At 61.2% G+C, this 19,325-nt stretch carries 22 protein-coding genes; 20 read left to right on the top strand and 2 right to left on the bottom strand.

Translation table 11 applies throughout. The features are described from left to right. Window positions 1–110: 110 nt before the first annotated feature. The 20 genes from ACYZT4_RS10210 (at window position 111) to ACYZT4_RS10115 (ending at window position 17,278) form a co-directional block, all read left to right on the top strand. Window positions 111–2,060, top strand: a complete 1,950-nt coding sequence (locus tag ACYZT4_RS10210) for a YncE family protein (protein WP_461987447.1) — start codon at window positions 111–113, stop codon at window positions 2,058–2,060. A gap of 13 nt (window positions 2,061–2,073) precedes the next feature. Then, window positions 2,074–2,730 (top strand): SCO family protein, encoded by a 657-nt coding sequence (locus ACYZT4_RS10205; RefSeq protein ID WP_461987445.1) that lies wholly within the window; start codon window positions 2,074–2,076, stop codon window positions 2,728–2,730. Then, on the top strand, window positions 2,727–3,359 hold the full coding sequence (locus ACYZT4_RS10200; protein WP_461987443.1) for an SCO family protein: 633 nt from the start codon (window positions 2,727–2,729) through the stop codon (window positions 3,357–3,359). The genes ACYZT4_RS10205 and ACYZT4_RS10200 overlap by 4 nt, the downstream gene beginning before the upstream one ends. A gap of 9 nt (window positions 3,360–3,368) precedes the next feature. Continuing rightward, window positions 3,369–4,934: a cytochrome c/ABC transporter substrate-binding protein gene (locus tag ACYZT4_RS10195; protein WP_461987441.1), complete on the top strand. Its 1,566-nt coding sequence runs from the start codon at window positions 3,369–3,371 to the stop codon at window positions 4,932–4,934. A 15-nt stretch (window positions 4,935–4,949) separates the two neighbouring features. Further along, window positions 4,950–5,780 carry a SurA N-terminal domain-containing protein gene (locus ACYZT4_RS10190; RefSeq protein WP_461987439.1) on the top strand — a complete coding sequence of 277 codons (831 nt, stop codon included), beginning with the start codon at window positions 4,950–4,952 and terminating at the stop codon, window positions 5,778–5,780. Window positions 5,781–6,025: 245 nt separating this feature from the next. Beyond that, window positions 6,026–6,556 (top strand): response regulator, encoded by a 531-nt coding sequence (locus ACYZT4_RS10185; RefSeq protein ID WP_461988636.1) that lies wholly within the window; start codon window positions 6,026–6,028, stop codon window positions 6,554–6,556. A gap of 84 nt (window positions 6,557–6,640) precedes the next feature. Beyond that, window positions 6,641–8,347: a GspE/PulE family protein gene (locus tag ACYZT4_RS10180; RefSeq protein WP_461987437.1), complete on the top strand. Its 1,707-nt coding sequence runs from the start codon at window positions 6,641–6,643 to the stop codon at window positions 8,345–8,347. Beyond that, window positions 8,328–9,131, top strand: a complete 804-nt coding sequence (locus ACYZT4_RS10175; protein ID WP_461987436.1) for a hypothetical protein — start codon at window positions 8,328–8,330, stop codon at window positions 9,129–9,131. The genes ACYZT4_RS10180 and ACYZT4_RS10175 overlap by 20 nt, the downstream gene beginning before the upstream one ends. Before the next feature lies 1 nt (window position 9,132). Beyond that, complete coding sequence (locus ACYZT4_RS10170; protein ID WP_461987435.1) at window positions 9,133–9,678, top strand: PilN domain-containing protein; 546 nt, start codon at window positions 9,133–9,135, stop codon at window positions 9,676–9,678. Beyond that, complete coding sequence (locus ACYZT4_RS10165) at window positions 9,665–10,213, top strand: GspMb/PilO family protein (protein ID WP_461987433.1); 549 nt, start codon at window positions 9,665–9,667, stop codon at window positions 10,211–10,213. The genes ACYZT4_RS10170 and ACYZT4_RS10165 overlap by 14 nt, the downstream gene beginning before the upstream one ends. Further along, the gene (locus ACYZT4_RS10160; protein WP_461987432.1) at window positions 10,213–10,731 is read left to right on the top strand and encodes a hypothetical protein; all 519 of its coding nucleotides are present in this window, start codon (window positions 10,213–10,215) and stop codon (window positions 10,729–10,731) included. Before ACYZT4_RS10165 ends, ACYZT4_RS10160 begins: the two co-directional genes overlap by 1 nt. Beyond that, entirely contained in the window at window positions 10,728–12,572 is a 1,845-nt protein-coding gene (locus ACYZT4_RS10155; RefSeq protein ID WP_461987430.1) for a secretin N-terminal domain-containing protein, read from the top strand. Before ACYZT4_RS10160 ends, ACYZT4_RS10155 begins: the two co-directional genes overlap by 4 nt. A gap of 2 nt (window positions 12,573–12,574) precedes the next feature. Then, window positions 12,575–13,048: a type II secretion system protein gene (locus ACYZT4_RS10150; RefSeq protein ID WP_461987429.1), complete on the top strand. Its 474-nt coding sequence runs from the start codon at window positions 12,575–12,577 to the stop codon at window positions 13,046–13,048. Between the two features lie 4 nt (window positions 13,049–13,052). Beyond that, complete coding sequence (locus tag ACYZT4_RS10145) at window positions 13,053–13,427, top strand: type II secretion system protein (protein WP_461987427.1); 375 nt, start codon at window positions 13,053–13,055, stop codon at window positions 13,425–13,427. Further along, complete coding sequence (locus ACYZT4_RS10140) at window positions 13,402–13,941, top strand: type II secretion system protein (protein ID WP_461987426.1); 540 nt, start codon at window positions 13,402–13,404, stop codon at window positions 13,939–13,941. The genes ACYZT4_RS10145 and ACYZT4_RS10140 overlap by 26 nt, the downstream gene beginning before the upstream one ends. Continuing rightward, window positions 13,938–14,327, top strand: a complete 390-nt coding sequence (gene csgE / locus ACYZT4_RS10135) for a curli production assembly/transport protein CsgE (protein ID WP_461987424.1) — start codon at window positions 13,938–13,940, stop codon at window positions 14,325–14,327. Before ACYZT4_RS10140 ends, csgE begins: the two co-directional genes overlap by 4 nt. Then, the gene (locus tag ACYZT4_RS10130) at window positions 14,324–14,758 is read left to right on the top strand and encodes a curli assembly protein CsgF (RefSeq protein ID WP_461987422.1); all 435 of its coding nucleotides are present in this window, start codon (window positions 14,324–14,326) and stop codon (window positions 14,756–14,758) included. Before csgE ends, ACYZT4_RS10130 begins: the two co-directional genes overlap by 4 nt. Window positions 14,759–14,788: 30 nt before the next feature. After that, entirely contained in the window at window positions 14,789–15,643 is an 855-nt protein-coding gene (locus ACYZT4_RS10125; protein WP_461987420.1) for a CsgG/HfaB family protein, read from the top strand. A 266-nt stretch (window positions 15,644–15,909) separates the two neighbouring features. Next, entirely contained in the window at window positions 15,910–16,341 is a 432-nt protein-coding gene (locus tag ACYZT4_RS10120; protein WP_461987419.1) for a heme-binding protein, read from the top strand. A gap of 676 nt (window positions 16,342–17,017) precedes the next feature. Continuing rightward, window positions 17,018–17,278, top strand: coding sequence for a DUF6124 family protein (locus tag ACYZT4_RS10115; RefSeq protein WP_461987417.1), 261 nt, complete (start codon window positions 17,018–17,020; stop codon window positions 17,276–17,278). Window positions 17,279–17,333: 55 nt separating this feature from the next. On the opposite strand, the gene ACYZT4_RS10110 is transcribed toward ACYZT4_RS10115, so the two are convergent. After that, complete coding sequence (locus ACYZT4_RS10110) at window positions 17,334–18,779, bottom strand: curlin (RefSeq protein ID WP_461987415.1); 1,446 nt, start codon at window positions 18,777–18,779, stop codon at window positions 17,334–17,336. 27 nt (window positions 18,780–18,806) lie between these two features. Then, window positions 18,807–19,268, bottom strand: a complete 462-nt coding sequence (locus ACYZT4_RS10105) for a curlin (protein ID WP_461987413.1) — start codon at window positions 19,266–19,268, stop codon at window positions 18,807–18,809. Between the last annotated feature and the right edge of the window lie 57 nt (window positions 19,269–19,325).

The following is a 19,325-nucleotide window of genomic DNA, read 5'->3' as shown; positions in this document are numbered from 1 at the left end:
GGTTTTGAAGGCCTCATCGCCGGCAAGCCGGCTCCTGCAGGGGATTGGGTTTACACAGGTCAATGGTGGCGGGCGCAAGGCCGGCGCGGATCTGGACGAGGACAGGACACATGAATAGAACAATAAAAATCACCGGGTGTTCGCTGGTCGCAGTGGCGCTGCTGTGGCTCGGCGTCTGGCGCACCACGCCGACGGCCATGCGCGGCGAAGTGGCGCTGCCCGACACCTGGAGCGGCCAGACGCTGCAGCGCGACGGTGTGTCGGTTGCGCTGGAGGTCAAACCACTGGCCGCGGACGGTGTGTTGCGCGAAGGCGAGTTTGCCGATGTGCGCTTCCGGGTCACTGACAGCGCTTCCGGCCAAGCCCTTTCCGGCGTCAATCCCGGTGCCTGGCTGGACCCGGAAACCGTCGCCGCCGACCAGGCCCAGGGCCGTGAACAGAGCTGCAAATCCCGGGTCGGGGTGTTCCTCAAATCGAGTATTGGCGCGCGGCCGCTGCTCGACCTCAACAGCTATTTCCTGCTGGTGATGAACCGCGACGCCAGCGTCTCGGTGGTCGACCCGTCCGTCTCGGTGGGCGGCATCACCAGCACCATGACCCGGATCGACATCAAGCAACCGCCGATGGATTGGGTTACCCCCAGGGACAACAAACGCGTGTTCGTGTCGATGCCCACCGCCAATGAAGTCGCCGTCATCGACAGCGAGCAATTCACAGTCCTCGATTCGGTGGCGGCCGGCAGCCACCCGGTGCGCGTGGCCCTGCAACCGGACGAACGCCTGCTGTGGGTCGGCAACAACGCCGCGAAAGCGCAAAAGTCCGGCGTCACGGTGATCGACACCCGCAGCCTCAAAACCCTGAAACACCTGGCCACCGGCCGCGGGCATCACGAAATCGCCTTCAGCAAGGACAGCCGTTTCGCCTTCGTCAGCAACCGCGACGACGGCACCCTGAGCATCATCGACATCGCCAGCCTGACCCTGATCAAGCAACTCAAGACCGGTTCGAACCCGTTGTCGGTGGCGTACTCGCCACTGTCCGACGCCGCGTATGTGGCGGATGGCAAGGACGGCACGGTCACCGTGGTCGACGCCGCTAGCCAGTCGGTGCGGCGGGTGATCAAGCTGAAACAGGGCCTGGGCCCGATGGGTTTCAGCGCTGACGGACGTTTCGGCATCGTCCTCAACACCCTGGAAAACCAGGCGGGCGTGATCGACGCGGCCACTGATTCGCTGATCCATGACGTGGACGTGTCCGCCGAACCCTACCAAGTAGTGTTCACCAACGCTTATGCCTACGTGCGCGGGCTCGCCTCGCCGAAGGTCACCATGATCAACCTGGCGTCACTCGGTGAAGGTCGCAAGCCGATCAGCCAGGGCTTCGAAGCCGGGCCGCAGGCGCCTCGCCTGGCCGGTGATTTGCCGCTGGCGTCGAGTTTCGCGGTGTCGCGGGACGATAATGCGGTGTTCGTGGTCAACCCGGTGGACAACACCACCTACTTCTACGCCGAAGGCATGAACGCACCGATGTCCGGTTACCCCAATCGCGGGCAAGTGGCGCGAGCGGCGATGGTCATCGATCGCAGCCTGCGCGAAGTCGAGCCGGGGCTGTACAGCGCGCGGATCAAACTGCCGAACGCCGGGCGTTTCGACGTGGCGTTCCTGCTCAATCAACCGAACATCATCCATTGCTTCACCGCGTTGGTTGAGCCGGATACAACCCTCGTCCGCAAGCCCGGGGTGCCGAAAGTCGAGTTCATGCTCGACCGGGCCACCGCCGAAATCAACAGCCCCTACACCGTGCGCTTTCGCATTGTTGAAGGTCAGCACAAGGCTCAGCGCAGCGGGGTCAAGGATGTTCAGGTGCGTTACTTCCGCGCCCCGAGTTCCCGCGCGCTGGCGGTCACGGCCCTTGAAGTCGGCAACGGCATCTATGAAGCGCCGGTGACCCTGGACCGTGACGGCGCCTGGTACCTGCACGTGCGCGCCGCGTCCCTCGGCGCCAGTTTCGACGACAAGACTTTTGCCAGCGTCCGGGTCCTGCCCGGCGATGCCCACTGAAGAGGAAATCGACATGACCCGATTCGCACACCGTGGACTGCTGACGTTCTGCCTGTTGACCGCCGGTATCGGCCAGGCCTTGGCGCACTCGGCGGATGAACACGCCGGGCACGACATGCCGGCCAAAAAAGCCACGTCGGAGAGCGCCCAGGTCAAGTTCGTCGACGTCGCGCTGGTGGACCAGAACGGTAAACCGGTGCGCCTGGAAAAAGACCTGGTGACCAACAAAATCGTGGTCATGAGCTTCATCTACACCAGCTGCACCACGGTATGCCCGGTGGTGTCGTCGATCATGGGCAAAGTGCAGAAAAAACTCGGTGCGCGGGTCGGCACCGAGGTGCAACTGGTGTCGATCAGCATCGACCCGCAGCGCGATGACGCCCGACGCCTGAACGACTACGCCCGCAACTTCCAGAACGGTCCGGGCTGGAGCTGGCTGACCGGCAGTGCGCAATCGATCAACGCCACCCTCAAAGGCCTCGGTACTTTCAGCGGCGACTTCAAGAACCATCAGCCACTGATCCTCGTCGGCGATGGCAACAGCCGCCACTGGACACGCTATTACGGTTTCACCGACCCCGCCGTGCTGACCCGTGAAGTGGAAAAACTCAGCGGCCAGCGCAACGCCCACGCCAAGCACACCGCCATTGCCATGGAGCAGCAGCCATGAGACTCATCGACTGGATTGCCCTGAGCCTGTGCTTCTGGATTTTCAGCGCCTCGGCGTTCGCCCACGAAGGGCACCAGGAACTTGCTTCCATGGTGGCCCCCGTCGTGGCCGACGAGCGACCGGCGAGCGGAACCCGTGATGCAAAAACCTGGTTCACCGACACGCCGTTGCAGGACCAGAACGGTGAGACCCTGCGGTTCTACAGCGATGCGTTGCACAACCGTGTGGTGCTGCTGAACGTGATTTTCACCAGTTGCACCGACGCCTGCCCGTTGATCACCCGCAAACTCAAGGAGGTGCGCGAGTTACTGGGCGACAAGGCAGACGGCATCACGTTTATCTCCCTTACCAGTGATCCGCTGCGGGACACCCCGGCGGTGCTCAAGGCTTACACCTTGAAACAGGGCGTCAATGGGCCCCACTGGCTTTTTCTTACCGGCGACAAGGCGCAAATGGACCTGGTGCTGGGCCGCATCGGCCAGATCGTGCCCACGCCTGAACAGCATTCGACGCAACTGATCGTCGGTGACGTGGCCAACAAGCGCTGGAGCAAAATTCGTCCCGATGCCCCGGCGGCCGCCATTGCCCAGCGCTTGCAGTTGCTGACAATGCCCGTGGCCGACCGCTGAGCCCGCGCCATGAAAGTATCCCTGATCCTCGGCCTGCTCCTGATCGGGCTGCCTCTGATCCACAGTGCGTATTGCGCGGCTGAAACGTTGTCCCTGAGCCCCGACGAAAGTGCCGGCAAACGGCTTTATCGCGAGGGTCTGTCGGGCAGCGGTGAACCGATCATGGCGCGGGTCGGGGCCGCGGGCATGTTACTGCCGGCCACCAGCCTGCCGTGCGCCAATTGCCACGGCGCCGATGGTCTGGGCCGGCCCGAGGGCGGGGTGCGCCCGCCGGACCTGAGCTGGTCGCGGCTGACCAGCACCTACGGCCAACAGCAAATCAACGGCCGCACCTACCCGGCGTACACCGAAGGTGCGTTGACGCGGGCGATTCAGGAAGGACGCGATCCAGGCAACAATCGCCTCGACCCGGCCATGCCGAGGTTCATGTTGTCGATGAACGACCAACGCAACCTCTCGGCCTACCTCAAACGCCTGGCCGATGAACGCGATCCTGGCCTCACCCCCAACAGCTTGCACCTGGGCACGCTGTTGCCCAGTCGCGGGCCGCTGGCCGAGGAGGGCGCAACGGTGGCGGCGGTGCTCAATGGCAGCGTGGCGCGGATCAACCAGGCGGGCGGGATTCATGGTCGCCAGTTGCGCCTGACGATCCTTGATCCGGGGCCGGACCGTGCCAGTGCCGAACGGGCGCTGGATCAGTTGATCGATCGGGACCAGGTGTTTGCCCTGATCGCGCCGCTGGTCCCGGCACTCGACACGCAACTGGTCACGCGTCTGGAGCAAGCGGGTATCCCGCTGATCGGCCCGATCTCGTTGCAAGGCGCGGCACAGAGCAGCCGGCAGATTTTTGAACCGATGCCGGGGATACGCGAGCAACTGATCGCCCTGGCCGACTACGCCTCTGCGAGTTTGCGCGTGCTCCAGGGCCCGACGCTGATTACCTATTCCGACCATCCCGGGCAACAATTGGCGGCGCAGACCCTCAGCCAGTATCTGCAAGATCACGCCTGGCAAAATGTCAGCCTCAAGGCCTACGACTCGGCACAGGACGAGCTGCCGCTGGGCTCGCGCTCATTGTTTTATTTGGGCTGCGGTGGCGGTTTCAGCCTGCTCGCCGAACGGTTGCAGACGGCGGGACAGGTGCCTTACCTGTTCGCCATGTCGAATCAGGTGGCGGGTGACCTTCTGGAGGTGCCCAGCGGTTTTTCCCGGCGGGTGTTTCTGTCCTATCCGTTCGTGCCCAGTGACTGGACGCCGGCCGGCCGTCAGGCCCTGACCCAATTGCGCAAGCAGCAGGGGCTCGACGGCAAACACGCGGTGCTGCAAGTCGGCGCGTTCAGTTCGATGCTGCTGCTCAGCGAAGGCATGAAACAGGCCGGGCGTGACGCCAGCCGCGAAAAGTTGATTAACGCGCTGGAAGGCCTGCATGACTTCGATACCGGGCTGACCCCGCTGATCAGCTTCGGACCGGGCCGGCGCCAGGGCTTGAGCGGCGCGCACATCGTGACCGTGGACCTGCCCGGCCAGCGCTTCTTTTTGGTTGCCCCTTATAAATCGACTGTTGCGACGCCCTGACCGGAGGATTCGATCATGACCTTCAAAACGCTGCTGATGCTGCTAATGCTCGTGATCCTGTGGTTGCCCGTGGCGTTCGCCAGCAACGGTCCGGCCGCCGCGCGGGTCAATGGCCAGGAGATTTCCGAATTTCGCCTCGAACGTTACTTTGCCGAGTACCTCGACGATCAGGGCCGGGCGCTGGGCAGCATTCGCAATCCCAAGGCGTACAAACAGCTTCGGCAACAGGCGCTGGACGCATTGATCGACCGCGAACTGCTGTGGCAGGAGGCGGTCAAGCGCGGGGTGGTGATCAGTGATGCGACGGTGCAAAGCCAGGTTGACCAGACCCGGCAAGCCATCGGCGGCGCTGAGCCATTCGCGCGTCGCTTGAACGACGCCGGGTTCGACGAGGCCGGATTTATCGAATACACCCGGCGTGAACTCGCAGCCCAAGAGGTGTTTGCCGAGCTGACTAAAGTCGACGGCCCGGACGAAAAACAGGTCCGCGCATTCTACGAAGAACACCGCGCCGAGAGGAGCCGTCCGGAGGACGTGCAGGTGCGGCACATCCTGATCAAACTGCCTCGGGACGCCGACGCCGCCACAGTTGAAGCGGCGCGACTACGCTTAGTAGAGATGCGGGTGAAAATCAGCCACGGAGCCCTCACTGGACCGGTGCGCACACCCCTGGGCTGGCATTTGATTTATCTACAGAACCACCGGGAGGCCACCGATGTCACAGAATTACAGGGGCTTGAAAGCGTCCGGGTTTACCTTGCCCGACAGCAACAGGTTCAGGTTCGTCGACAGGTTCTGGCGCAGTTGCGGTCGAACAATCGTATCGAACGGATTGACGACGAATGAAGGGTTCTCCCCAATAGTGGGGGAAAAGCTTCAGTGGCAATCCGTGTGCTTCCCCGTCTTTGGGGGAGGGGGTACCTGGACGAAAAGGCTTTTCCATGAATATCAACCACATGCAGTGGTGAAACAACCGGCGCTCAGCCTGGCATGAAGTGTGCGTTAGCCTCAGTAAGGCGCACTCGGCCAGGTTCGGAAATCGGACCTGCGGTTTCAAGGAGTCCACCTTGTTAAACACTTTGCGAAACACTTTGCGAAATAAAGTGCTGGTTGTCGAAGACGAACAGCTTCTTGCGGAAAACCTCAAGGATTACCTTCAGGCGCAAGCGCTGGACGTACGGATTGCACACGACGGAGCGACGGGTATCGGCGAAGCCGAACGGTTTGCGCCCGATGTGATGGTGTTTGATTACCGCTTGCCCGATATGGAAGGTTTTGAGGTGCTCAATGCCATCCGCCAGAACAGGAAGTGCCATTTTGTGCTGATTACCGGGCACCCGACCGCTGAAGTCTGTGAGCGGGCCCGGCAACTGGGAGTCAGCCATATCCTGTTCAAACCCTTTCCGTTGGCGGAGTTGGCCCGAGCAGTCTGCGACCTTCTGGGGATGGAGCGCGAACCCAAAGCAGGCGTGAGCACATCCGAAGGTTATGTCGAACGACGCCAGAGCAGGACCGAGAGTTTCCCGCTGCAGTTGTACGACGGCAGTTGGGTGCTGGCGGATCGTCGACGAAGTTCGACCGCCATGGCACCAGACGACGAACAATTGCTCACCGGGGAGTAGTGGCGCGACCAGCCGTTCCGGTTACCACCGTAATTGCTTGCCGCGTCGACAGGGCTCAAAGCCCCCGGCGTTGGAGAGCAAGCCATGGACCGTCTATCCCTTGTCGTCGAACCGGCGCAGTCGCAACCCGTACCTTCGCGTTTTTCCAGTGAGCAACTGGCCCAGGCCCGCGCCAGGGCACCCAGCTCCGGCGAGCGGATGCTTGAAGCCCTTGGGCTGTTGTGCGAACTGGCCCCCATGCCCTTCATCCAGTGCCTCGGCGCCACCCTGCATTACCCGGTGCTTGACACCGACAGCCTGTTCAACTCCACGCCTGTTTTCGACCGGGTCACCCTGGCCCAATGCCTCAAGCGCGAATTCATCCTGCTGCGTCACGACGATGCCGTCATCGGTGTCTTTGCCGATCCCTTCGACACCTCGCGTCTGGCCTGGATCGATGACTGCCTGCACGGCGCGCCGTTGTACCTGGTGCATGCCGACGACCTGAAAGCCTATCTGGCGCGCCACGAAGAGAGCTTCCACGCGGTGGAATCGCTCAACGCCCAGGCTGACGCCAACATCGAAATCGATACCCTGCAAAGCCTGTCCCTGACCAGCATCAGCGAGGACGCCAGCGTCGTCGTCAAACTGGTCAACTCGACGCTCTACGACGCCTTGAAAATGCACGCCAGCGACATCCACCTCGGTACCACCGGCAGCGGCCTGGTGATCAAGTACCGCATCGACGGCGTGCTCAACAACATCAGCAAGATCCAGGGCAGCGAGTTTGCCGAGCAGGTGATTTCCCGGGTCAAGGTCATGGCCGAACTCGACATCGGCGAGAAGCGCGTGCCCCAGGACGGTCGCTTCAAGATCGGCATCAGCGGCCGCCAGATCGATTTCCGGGTGTCGATCATGCCGAGCATTTTTGGCGAAGACGCGGTGCTGCGGGTGCTCGACAAACAGGACCTGGCGGACAAGGTCTGCGGCGTGCAATTGCAGGCGCTGGGCTTTGAAGACGAAACCCTGCGCCAACTGCGCCGCCTCGCCGCCGAACCCTACGGCATGGTCCTGGTGACCGGCCCGACCGGCAGCGGCAAGACCACCACGCTGTACGCGATGATCACCGAGATCAACCACGGCGTGGACAAGATCATCACCATTGAAGACCCGGTGGAATATCAATTGCCGGGCGTGCTGCAAATCCCTGTGAATGAAAAGAAAGGCCTGACGTTTGCCCGCGGCCTGCGCTCGATCCTGCGCCATGACCCGGACAAGATCATGGTCGGTGAAATCCGCGACCCTGATACCGCGCAAATTGCTGTGCAGTCGGCGCTCACCGGGCACCTGGTGTTCACCACCATCCACGCCAACAACGTGTTCGACGTGATCGGCCGTTTCACCCAGATGGAAATTGACCCCTACAGCCTGGTCTCGGCGCTGAATGCCGTGCTGGCGCAGCGCTTGATCCGCCTCGTCTGCACCAGTTGCAGCGCACCGAGCCAGCCGAGCGACGACGAACTGTGCGCCTCGGGGCTCGATCCGCAAAAGGTCGATCACTACCACTTTGTGCACGGCAAGGGTTGCGGCCATTGCCGGGGCACCGGTTATCGCGGGCGCACGGCGATTGCCGAGCTGCTGCACCTGGATGACGAGCTGCGGCAGATGATCGTCGAGCGCCAACCGATTGCGAAAATCAAGGCCCATGCGTGCAAACGCGGCTTGCGCCTGCTGCGCGAGTCGGCCCTGGAACTGGTTCAGGAAGGGCGGACCACGCTCGAGGAGATCAATCGTGTCACTTTTGTCTCGTGATCGTTTTGTCGCCGTCATCGGCGCCAGCGGTGTCGGCCTCGGCCAGCGCCGGGGCAGCGAAACCCTGTGGCTGGGCAGCGTCGGCTTCATCGACGAAGGCTTCCATGCCTGGGCCGTGGCGCTGGACACCCTCGACCATTTGCTCGCCGATCACACCCGCGCCGGCGCCGAGTTGAGTGTGGTGATTTCCGGGCACTTCAGCCGTTTTTGCCTGGTGCCCTGGAGTGAACAGATCAGCAGCCCCGACGAACTGCTCGGCTTCGCCCGGCTGTGCTTCGAGGACCTCTACGGCGCGCCGGCGCAACCGTGGCGCCTGGTGCTCTCGGCGGAACCTGCAGGCTACGACCGGATCGCCAGCGCGCTGCCCGAGGAGTTGCTGATGCGTCTGCGCACACTGGTCAGCGCCCGTGGCGTGCGCCTGCAATCGGTGCAGCCGTACCTGATGGCAGCGTTCAATCACTTCGACAGAAGCTTCGATGCCGGCGACTTCCTGTTCGTCGTCGCTGAACCGGTGCGCAGTGTGTTGCTAGTGGCCCGGGAAGGTCGCTGGAGCTCGGTGCGCTCGGTGGGCAGCAGCGACAGCGATGCCGCGTTGAGCGCACTGATCGGTCGCGAAAGCCAATTGCAGGCCTCCGCCAGCGAACGGCCATTGAACGTTTATCTGCATGCTCCCGCGCGTATCGACGCACAGCCCGACGTCCCCGATGTGCAGTTGCGCACCCTCGAAGAAGGCCGGACACCCGTACGGGATTGCCTGTACGTGATGTCCCGGGCGGTGGCCTGAGATGCGCGCCCTCAACCTCGATTTTCAGCCGCGCCGTCGCTCGGGCCCGTTGGGCTGGAGCCTGCTCGCCGGCGGTGTGGTACTGGCGCTAGGTTGCTTGTTGGTCCAGCAACACCTCGGCGAAGAATTCGCGCAACAGCAAGGGCATTTGCAAACCACCCAACGTGTGCTCACCGGCGACACCGGCAGCAAGGTCAGCCTGACCCCGGCGGAAACCCGCGAGCAGGCGCAGAACCTCGCCGAGATGCGCAAGGTCTCGCAGCAATTGCGCCGGCCCTGGGAAAACCTGTTCGCCATGCTCGAAGCCATGCCGCGCGACAACATTGCCCTGCTGACCCTGACCCCCGATGCCCGCAAAGGCCAGGTGCGGATCAGCGCCGAGGCGAAAGACCTCGACGCCATGCTCGATTTCCACCGCAACCTCGAAGCCAGCGACGAGCTGTCCGACGTGTCGCTGCTCAGCCATGAAATCGTGGCCAACGTGCCGGAGCATCCGGTGCAATTCAACCTGTCGGCTAGCTGGGAGATTGGCGATGCGAATCCCTAGATTGATCGTCCACGAATACCTGCAAGGCCTGGGCATTCCCGGTCTGGCCGGGCTGGCGATGCTGCTGCTGGCGTTAGTCTACGGCTTGGCGGGGCTGATGCCGGAATGGCAGTCGTTGCAACACCTCAGCCAGCAGACCCGCGATGCCAGCGAGTACCTGGCCAAGGTCGAAGACGGCAGCATTGCCGCCCCCGTAGTGCCGCAACGCCAGCTCGACGACTTCCGCAGCAAGTTGCCGTCGCAGCCCCAGGCCACCGTCGCCATCGACAAGATTTACGCGCTGGCCGCCCAGGAACACATCACCCTGGCGCGCGGTGAATACTCATTGGGCATCGATCCCAAAACCCATCTGGCGCGCTATCAGATTTTGCTGCCGGTACGCGGCAGCTACCCGCAACTGCGGCGCTTCCTGCACGCCTTGCTCGGCCAGTTGCCGGCGGTGGTGGTGGAGGACGTGGAGTTTCAGCGCAAGAAAATCGCCGACACCGATCTGACCGGGCGGATCCGCATGACCCTTTACCTGTCGAGGTCATGATGAATACCAAACGCGTAGCGGGGTGGGTGGGCTTCTTCAGCATCGCGGCGGCGCTGGCCTGGTTGCCCGAATACTGGATGCCGGCGGATGACGGCGATGCGGCTGGGGCGGTCGTCGCTCCTGCGGCCAGTAGGAAAACCGGCGCTGCCGTGGCTGGCGCGACAGTCTCTGGTAAACCGGCGCTGGTGAAAGACCTGAGCCCCGCGGGTGACCTGTTCGCCGCCGGCAGCTGGAAAGCCGCACCAAGCCTGGCCAGCGTCACCGAACAACCCGTCAACCTGACCCCGGTGGTGCAAATCCCCAGCGCACCGCCGATGCCTTTCCAGTTCGTTGGCCGCCTGTCTGACCATTCCGATCTGCAGGTGTTTTTGCAGAGCGGCGAAAAAATATACGTCGTACGCAAAGGGGATGTGATCGACGAAACGTGGCGGATCGAGGGCATTTCCGACGTGGAACTGAGCTTTGTCTACCTGCCTTTGCATGTGTCGCAGACCTTGTCTGTGGGGAGTACGCAATGAACAGAAACCGTTTGCTGATGAGCCTGTGCCTGTGTGCAGGTCTCGCCGCTTGCAGTTCCGCGCAGGTGGCCAACAAGGAGGCATCCGAGCTGGTCGAGCAGGGGCAATACGAAGCCGCGCTGGCGCGGATCCAGGAAGGGTTGCGCGAAAACCCTCGGGATACCGATCTGCACCTGGCCCTGAATACCGCCCGCGTCAAAGCGATCAATGCGCTGCTGACCGATGCCGACACTGACCGCGCGCGCCGGGACTTTTCCGCCGCCCGGGTGAGCTACAGCCGGGTGCTGACCATCGAGCCGAACAACCGCCGTGCCCAGGATGCAATACGTCAACTCGAATACCTGCGCAGCATGGACGAAAAACTTGAACTGGCCCGTGGCGACCTGCGTCGCGGCGACATCTACGGTGCCGATCGCCAGGTCAAACAGATCCTCGAACTGGACCCGCAAAATGGCGGCGCCCTGGAACTGCAAGGCAACATCCGCCTGGTCCAGAGCCGCAACGTGGTGGCGTATCCACAGCTGCGCACGCGCCTAGATCGGCCAGTCACCCTGGAATTTCGTGACGCCAACCTGAAAACCATTTTCGAAGTGCTGTCCCAGGTCGCCGGGTTGAATTTTATCTTCGACAAAGACCTGCGCCCGGACATGAAAGCCACGATCTTCGTGCGTGACGTGCGTATCGAAGATGCCGTGGAACTGCTGCTGCAACAAAACCAGTTGCACCAGAAAGTGGTGAACGAAAACACCTTGCTGATCTACCCGGACTCGCCGCAGAAGCTCAAGGACTATCAAGAGCTGGTGATGCGCACGTTCTACCTGACCAGCATCGACGCCAACACCGCGCTGAACATGGTCAAAACCATGCTCAAGACCCGCGACGTGTTCGTCGATGAGCGCCTCAACACCCTGACCATGCGCGACACCGAAGACGCCGTGCGCATGGCGGAAAAACTCCTGCAATCCCAAGACCAGTCCAACCCCGAAGTGGTGCTGGAAGTGGAAGTGATGGAAGTCGCCACCCAGCGCATTCTCGACCTGGGCCTGCAATGGCCGAACACCTTTGGCGTGGTCAACGGTGACGGTTCGGCGGTGACCATTCTCGATCAACTGAAGGGCATCAACTCCAGTCGCATCAGTATCTCGCCGTCGCCGCAGGCCAAGATCAACGCCCAGGACAACGACATCAACACCTTGGCCAGCCCGACCATTCGCGTCAGCAACCGCGAGCAGGCGCGCATCCACATTGGTCAGCGCGTGCCAATCATCAGCGCCACCTCGGTGCCGTCGACCCAGGGGCCGGTGATCACTGAAAGCGTCACCTACCTCGACGTCGGTCTGAAGCTGGAAGTGCAGCCAACCGTGCACCTGAACAACGAAGTGGCGATCAAGATTGCCCTCGAAGTGAGTAACGCCACGCCGCTGGAGCCGACCCGTCAAGGCACGATCCCGGTGCAGGTCGACACCCGCAACGCCCAGACCACCTTGCGCCTGCATGACGGCGAAACGCAGATTCTCGCCGGCCTGATGCGCAACGACCATGGCGCCACCGGCAACAAGATTCCAGGCTTGGGCGACATCCCTGGGCTGGGCCGGTTGTTCGGCAGCAACAAGGACAACGTCAGCAAATCCGAACTGGTGCTGTCGATCACCCCTCGGATCGTGCGCAACCTGCCGTACCAGAGCCCGTCGGACATGGAATTTCCGACCGGCACCGAAACCAGCATGCATATCCAGGCCCCGGACCGACGGATGGAATCGTCCATTTCGAATCCGGCGACCCCGTCGATGGAGCGCTCGGTGGCCGGTACCACGACTTCAATCGAAATCGGGAAGCCTTGATCATGAACGCCTCGCAGCGCGGTTTTACCCTGATCGAAGTTGTGGTGACGTTGGCCCTGGTCGGCCTGCTGGCCGGCATGGCCGCGCCACTGACCGAGACCGTGGTGCGCCGGGGCAAAGAGCAGGAACTGCGTACGGCGCTGTATCAGATCCGCGATGCCATCGACGCCTACAAACGTGCGTTCGATGCCGGTTACATCGAGAAGTCGCTGAACAGCAGCGGCTATCCACCGAACCTGAAGGTGCTGGTGGACGGCGTGCGCGATGTGCGCAGCGCCAAGGGTGCCAAGTTCTATTTTCTGCGCCGTTTGCCCCATGACCCGCTGAAGGCGGTGAAGCGTGACGACGAAGGAGGCTGGGGTTTGCGCTCCTATGACAGCACGGCTCAAAACCCGCGTGATGGCGAGGACGTCTTCGACGTTTACTCCCAGGTGCGCGGCAAGGGGCTCAACGGCATCGCCTACCGGGAGTGGTGAGCATATGCGTCGGGAAAAGGGTTTTACCCTGCTGGAATTGATGGTGGTCATGGCAATCATCGCGACCTTGATGACCATCGCCTTGCCACGCTATTTCAACAGCCTCGAAACGTCGAAAGAGACCACGCTGCGCCAGAGCCTGTCGGCGATGCGTGAAGCGCTGGATCATTATTACGGCGACACCGGGCGCTATCCCGATTCGCTCGACCAATTGGTGGAGCAACGTTACCTGCGCAATCCGCCGATGGACCCGATTGCCGAACGCAAGGACCTCTGGGTCCTGGTCGCGCCACCGGACGGTGTAGCGGGCGGAGTCGCCGATATCAAGAGCGGTGCCACCGGGAGGGCGCGTGATGGCAGTCTGTATTCCGAGTGGTAAGCCGGCCGGCGAGGACGGTTTCACCTATTTGGGTGTGCTGTTGCTGATCATGGTGATGGGCATGGGCCTGGCGAGTGCCGGCGAGTTGTGGGCCACCGCCTCGCGGCGTGACCGCGAGCGCCAGTTGCTCTGGGTCGGCACCCAGTACGCCCAGGCATTACGCAGCTATTACCGCAGTTCGCCGGGGCTGGCGCAGTACCCGAAAGCCCTGGAGGACCTGCTGCAGGACGAACGTTTTCCCAGCCCCAAACATCACTTGCGTCAGCTGTATCCGGACCCGATCGGTGGCGGCGAATGGAACTTGATGCGCGGTTTCGACGGGCGCATCACCGGCCTCAACAGCGCCTCAACGGACAAGCCACTCAAGCAGGTGGATTTCCCCAGCCAGTGGTCGGACTTCACCGGCATGGCCAGTTACCGGGACTGGCAGTTCGTGGCCGAAAAAGCCTTCCTCGACGGCCCGTCGGGACCTGCGAAAGGCCAGTCGACAGCGCCTCAGGCGTTGCAGCCATGAACCGCTTCTGTGTGGCGGTGATCCTGATGCTCACGGCGTCTGTCGCCCCGGCCGGCGAAGAGGACGAAATGATGGGTTTCATCGTCGATGACACGATCTCGCACATCGGCCATGACTTTTATTACTCGTTCAGTGAACGCCTGCGCGCCACCAGCCCGATGGATTTCAACCTGGTGGTGCGCGAACGACCTTCGGCGCGCTGGGGCGCCCTGGTTACCGTGGAATATCAGCAGCGCCTGGTTTACCGGCGGTTTCTGCCGCCGAACACCGTGGACCTCAAGGACGACGCCTATGACGCCGCCGACTGGGTTCGCGGGCAGATCGTCCAGCGCAAGCTGGAAGCCTTGTTGCAGGACACAACGGACCTTGAGAGGGACGAATTATGAAAACAAAAATGTGCTCGCAGCGCTCCGGGCTGGCATGGGTGGGCTTGTGCCTGCTCGGGCTCGGCAGTGGTGGCCTGGTTCAGGCCACGGAGCTGGTCTACCAGCCCATCAATCCGTCGTTTGGCGGCAACCCGTTGAACGGAACCTGGCTGCTCAATAACGCCCAGGCCCAGAACGATTACGACGATCCCGACTTGAAAAAACGCACGACCGCGACAGGGACGTCGGCGCTGGAGCGGTTCACCAGTCAGTTGCAATCGCGGTTGCTCGGGCAGTTGCTCGACAACATTTCCTCGGGCAACACGGGGAGCCTGACCACCGACGCGTTCATCGTCAACGTCGTCGATGACTCCGGGCAATTGAGCATCGTCGTGACCGACCGGGCAACCGGTGAGGTTTCGGAAATCCAGGTGAGTGGCGTGTCCCCTTGACGGGACTCGGGCGGATGGGGAGTAAAGGACATGAAAAAAATAATTCTGCTAGGGCTGATGCTGGCGACATTGCAAGGGTGCAGTCTGCGCGAGCCCATCGGGGCTGAGCAGGACACGGAAACGCCGACCCTGACGCCGAGGGCGTCGACCTACTACGACCTGATCAACATGCCGCGACCCAAGGGCCGGTTGATGGCGGTGGTGTATGGTTTTCGCGACCAGACCGGGCAGTACAAACCGACCCCGGCCAGCTCGTTTTCCACCAGCGTGACCCAGGGCGCGGCGAGTATGTTGATGGACGCGTTGCAGGTCAGCGGCTGGTTCGTGGTGCTCGAACGCGAAGGCCTGCAGAACCTGCTGACCGAGCGCAAGATCATCCGCGCGTCGCAGAAGAAACCCAATACGCCGGTGAACATCCAGGCTGAACTGCCGCCGCTGCAAGCGGCGAACATGATGCTCGAAGGCGGGATCATTGCCTACGACACCAATGTGAAAAGCGGCGGGGAAGGGGCGCGGTATCTGGGTATCGACATTTCCCGGGAGTATCGCGTCGATCAAGTCACAGTGAACCTGCGGGCGGTGGACGTGCGCAGTGGGCAGGTGCTGGCGAATGTGATGACCAGCAAGACCATTTACTCGGTGGGTCGCAGTGCCGGGGTGTTCAAGTTTATCGAGTTCAAGAAGTTGCTTGAGGCCGAGGTTGGCTACACCACCAACGAGCCTGCGCAGTTGTGTGTGTTGTCGGCGATCGAGGCGGCGGTGGGGCATCTGCTGGCGCAGGGGATCGAGCGGCATTTGTGGCAGGTGGCGGGGGATAATTCGCCGCAGAGCAGTGAGACGCTTGACCGTTATCTGACCCAGAACAAGGTGCCTGAAGAAGAGTGAACCGAGGCGGCCTGCGGGCCGACCTGGCTTATGCCCTCAATATCCTGGCAGGCGCGAGGCTTGCCCGCGAAGGTGGCCTCAGCCGATCTATTTCTTGCTGGTCGAATACATATCCAATCCTGCGGTAATCAATTTCAAGTTTAAAGTTGGCACTTAACTATTACTTCTGATAGTAGACAGAAAAATGTCAAACCCCTAAGTTGGATCTGGTTGCAACGGTCCCTCATGGAACGCTTGCTTTTCGAAAATCCAACAAAGGAAATACAATGACAAACTTATTCACAAGCAGCGAAGCTTTGGTACTTGCAGAAGAAGTAATTCGAATTGCGAGAGTGCAAAATCGTCAAGTAGGCGTGGCAGTTCTGGATCACACCGGTAAGGAACTGATTTATGTTGCGGACGACGGATCGCGCTCCGAGCTTTATGAAGTTTGCTATAAAAAAGCATTCACAGCTCATCTGGCCCAAGAAAACACGCTGGCGTTTGCTGAAAAGCTGGGCAGTGATGGTGGTGTTCTGCTAGATGCATTTTTAATCAAACATCTGGTTCATCACGACAAAGTACTCTTTTTAAGTGGTGGGGATATTATTAAAAAAGGTAATGTTATTGCCGGTGCGGTGGGTGCTAGCGGTGCGGGAAATGCAATCATTGTAAATGGAATCGTGAAGGAAGCTTTGGCTAATTTGGGCTTGAACTAACGTTTGGCCTTAACCATCTATCTCGACATGTACCACTGGGTCGCGAGCGCCCAGTGGTAAGTTACTTTGTTGAGTTATTCTGAAACTCAGTGGTCGAGAAGGTAACGTGCTCTGGTGGACGGATGCCGGAGGAGTCACTCTGTAATGTAGGGGGAGATCCGATTTTTTCGGGTTGGTCCGATGCGTGGCATCGATTTGTAACTATGCGCAAACCTGTGGGAGCTGGCTTGCCAGCGATGGCGGCCTCGTGATCATCGAAAGGCTGGCGGCCTCATCGCTGGCAAGCCAGTTCCCACAGGGAATGGGTTGGCCTGGGGGGGTTGTTTAACGGTGTTTAGGTTTACTTCCTGAAAGCTACAGTTTCTTGCGTCGTTGCCTACACCTACGCCAGAATCCGCCGGCTTGTGTGCTTTGGTACGGGTCTCTGTTGTTTGCTTGTCGCTGAAATTTCAGCGAACGGGTTTAGCAGCTCGGACAATTTCAAGGCACGCCAGTATCACCTCCCGACCTTTCTGCGCGAATGTTGCGTGGGTAGGACTGCGTTTTATGGTGGCTGTGCGTGGGGCACTTCGGTGCGCCGGGTTCCTTGATCCCTGGTCTGCTAACCCGCGCACAGCCGCCACCCCTTTGTTTAGCAGCAATGTGTGGCGGCTCCATTGATCAAGGAGCTTTCCCCATGCCAAAACCAACCCCCAATCCCCCCGAATCATCACCCCTCATACCCAGCAGCCTGTACGTCATCGCCCCAGACATCGACACCGAAACCCTGCTGGCAAGCGCCTGCGAATCGTTGGCTTCAGCCAGTGTCATGGCCTGTGATTTCGCGGTGTTTGTCAGCGGCCCGCAGCAAAAAATGCTGTTGGGTATCCAGCGGCTCATCATGCTGGCCGACCTGGCGGTGAATAGGGCACTGGATAACATTGATCCGAAGGTATAGCGCAGACGCACGATCCTTCCCACGCTCTGCGGGGGAAGGATCTGAACAACCTCAATTACTTCTGCATCACCGCCGCCCGGTTATCCGAACCCATCTGTTGAATGGTCGCCATCTGGGTCGCGCCACTCTGATCGACATTGGCAACGTTCCCGGTGCCGCCCTGGGTCACGTAGGCCACGTTCATGGTGTCAGCCTGTTTCACAGTGATCTGGTTGTCGCTGCCCCACTGGCTGGTGAGCGCCTGGTTGCCGGTGCCTTCCTGGTTGAAGTCAGTGCTGTTGCCGCTGCCGCTGCTGCTGCCCGACGCCAGGTTGTTGGTGCCGCGCTGGTCAGAGATGAGGATGTTGTCGCTGCCGTTCTGGTCGAAGTACAGCTCGTTGTAATTCTCAGCCTGTTTGACCGTGGTTTTGTTGCCGGTGCCGGTCTGGCTTGTCGTCATTACGTGGCCGACGCCGTCCTGGGTGAAATTGGCAATGTTGGCGTTGCCGGTCTGGGTGATGGTGGCGGTCTGGTTGCTGCCGAACTGGCCGCCTTTTTGCGGACCTTTCCAGTTGCTGGCGTAGACCTTGTTGTCGCTACCCACGGAAGTGGCGGTGAGCGTATGGCCCTCGCCGGTCTGGTAGGTGAAGTGCACGTTGCCTGTGCCCGTCTGGTACAGCGCCAGGGTCGAGGCGGTGGACTCGAACTGGTCGGCATAGATCGCGTTGAGGTCGCCGACCTGGAAGACCTGTGCGGTGTTGCTGTCGCCGAAGCTTTGGTCAATTACGGTTTCGTTAGTCATGCCGATCTGCTGGACAGTGGCGTTGCTGGCGGTCTGGCCGTCTTGCCAGACTTCGCTGCCGTTGCCGTCGCCGAGCTGGTTGATGCTCAGGTTGCCGCCGACGCCGTTGCGCTGGTCGCCGTAGGCATAGTTATTGGTGCCGGCCTGGTTGATGTCGATCTGGCCGCCCATGTGGAAGATCTGTTCGGCGGTGGCGTAGTTGGTGCTGCCGTACTGGATGATCAACGCGTTGTTGGCGGTGCCGAGCTGGATCTGTTCGATATTGGCTTCGTTGCCGTCACCGAACTGCAAGGTGTGCCCGGTTGTGCCCTCCTGGCTGTCCTGATAAACGAACGAGAAGTTGCCGGTGCCTTGCTGTTGTTGCAGCACTTCACCGCCGCCGACGCCGATGGACTGGCTGGCGTGGGCAGTGTTCAGACTGCCGGTCTGTTGCTGGGTGATTTTGCTGTTGTCTTCGAACAACTGTTCGCCGTAACTGGCGTTGAAGTCGCCGATCTGGGTCTGCTCGAGGGTGCTCGTGGCCGAATCCTGCACGGCGGCCGCGTCGTTGCCCTGGCCCAGTTGCTGCTGGAAGGCCGAGCTGAACGGCGCCTGGGTCTGCTTCACGTCGGCGACGTTGGCGGTACCGGTCTGGTCCTGGCTGGAAATGCTGTCGTCGGCCATCGCCTGGGCACTGACAATGACCAGGATGGCGGCAGTGAGGGGCGTCAGTTTAAACATGATGAAACCTCCAAGTGGTGCAGTGCTTTAGCGATATTGTTTGACCGAAACGCTCATGCCGTTCCCCGACTGCGACACGGCGCTGGACAGCCCCGTACCCGCCTGGTCGATGCTGGCGTCGTTGTTATTGCCGTTCTGGGAAATCTGCGCGCGGTTCTGGCTGCCGGCCTGCGTTATCGAGGCGGAGTTGCCGGAACCTTGCTGATTGATCAACGCCATCAGGTCGCTGCCTTGCTGCAGGATGTAGGCTTCCTGATTGCTGCCCGACTGGACGATGGTGCCGAGCAACGACTGACCGTTCTGTTGCAGCAGCGCCACGTTGGCCTGGCCGTTCTGGTTGATCAGCGCGTGCTGGCCAATCGGCGGTGGCAACTCGCCGAGGTCGGCGCCGGGGGCCAGGTCGTCGTTGTCCATCAAATCATCGGCGCGCACCCCCGCACTGCCGCAGAGCAGGAGCAGGCAGAGCAGGGCGGCGGTCGACGTTTTCATGCTGTGGTCCTTTTGGTAGAGACCCGCCCCATCAACCCGGAGATTGATGGGGCGAGG

Source organism: Pseudomonas sp. GB2N2 (assembly GCF_054897705.1).
This window is presented reverse-complemented; position numbering and strand designations above follow the sequence as displayed.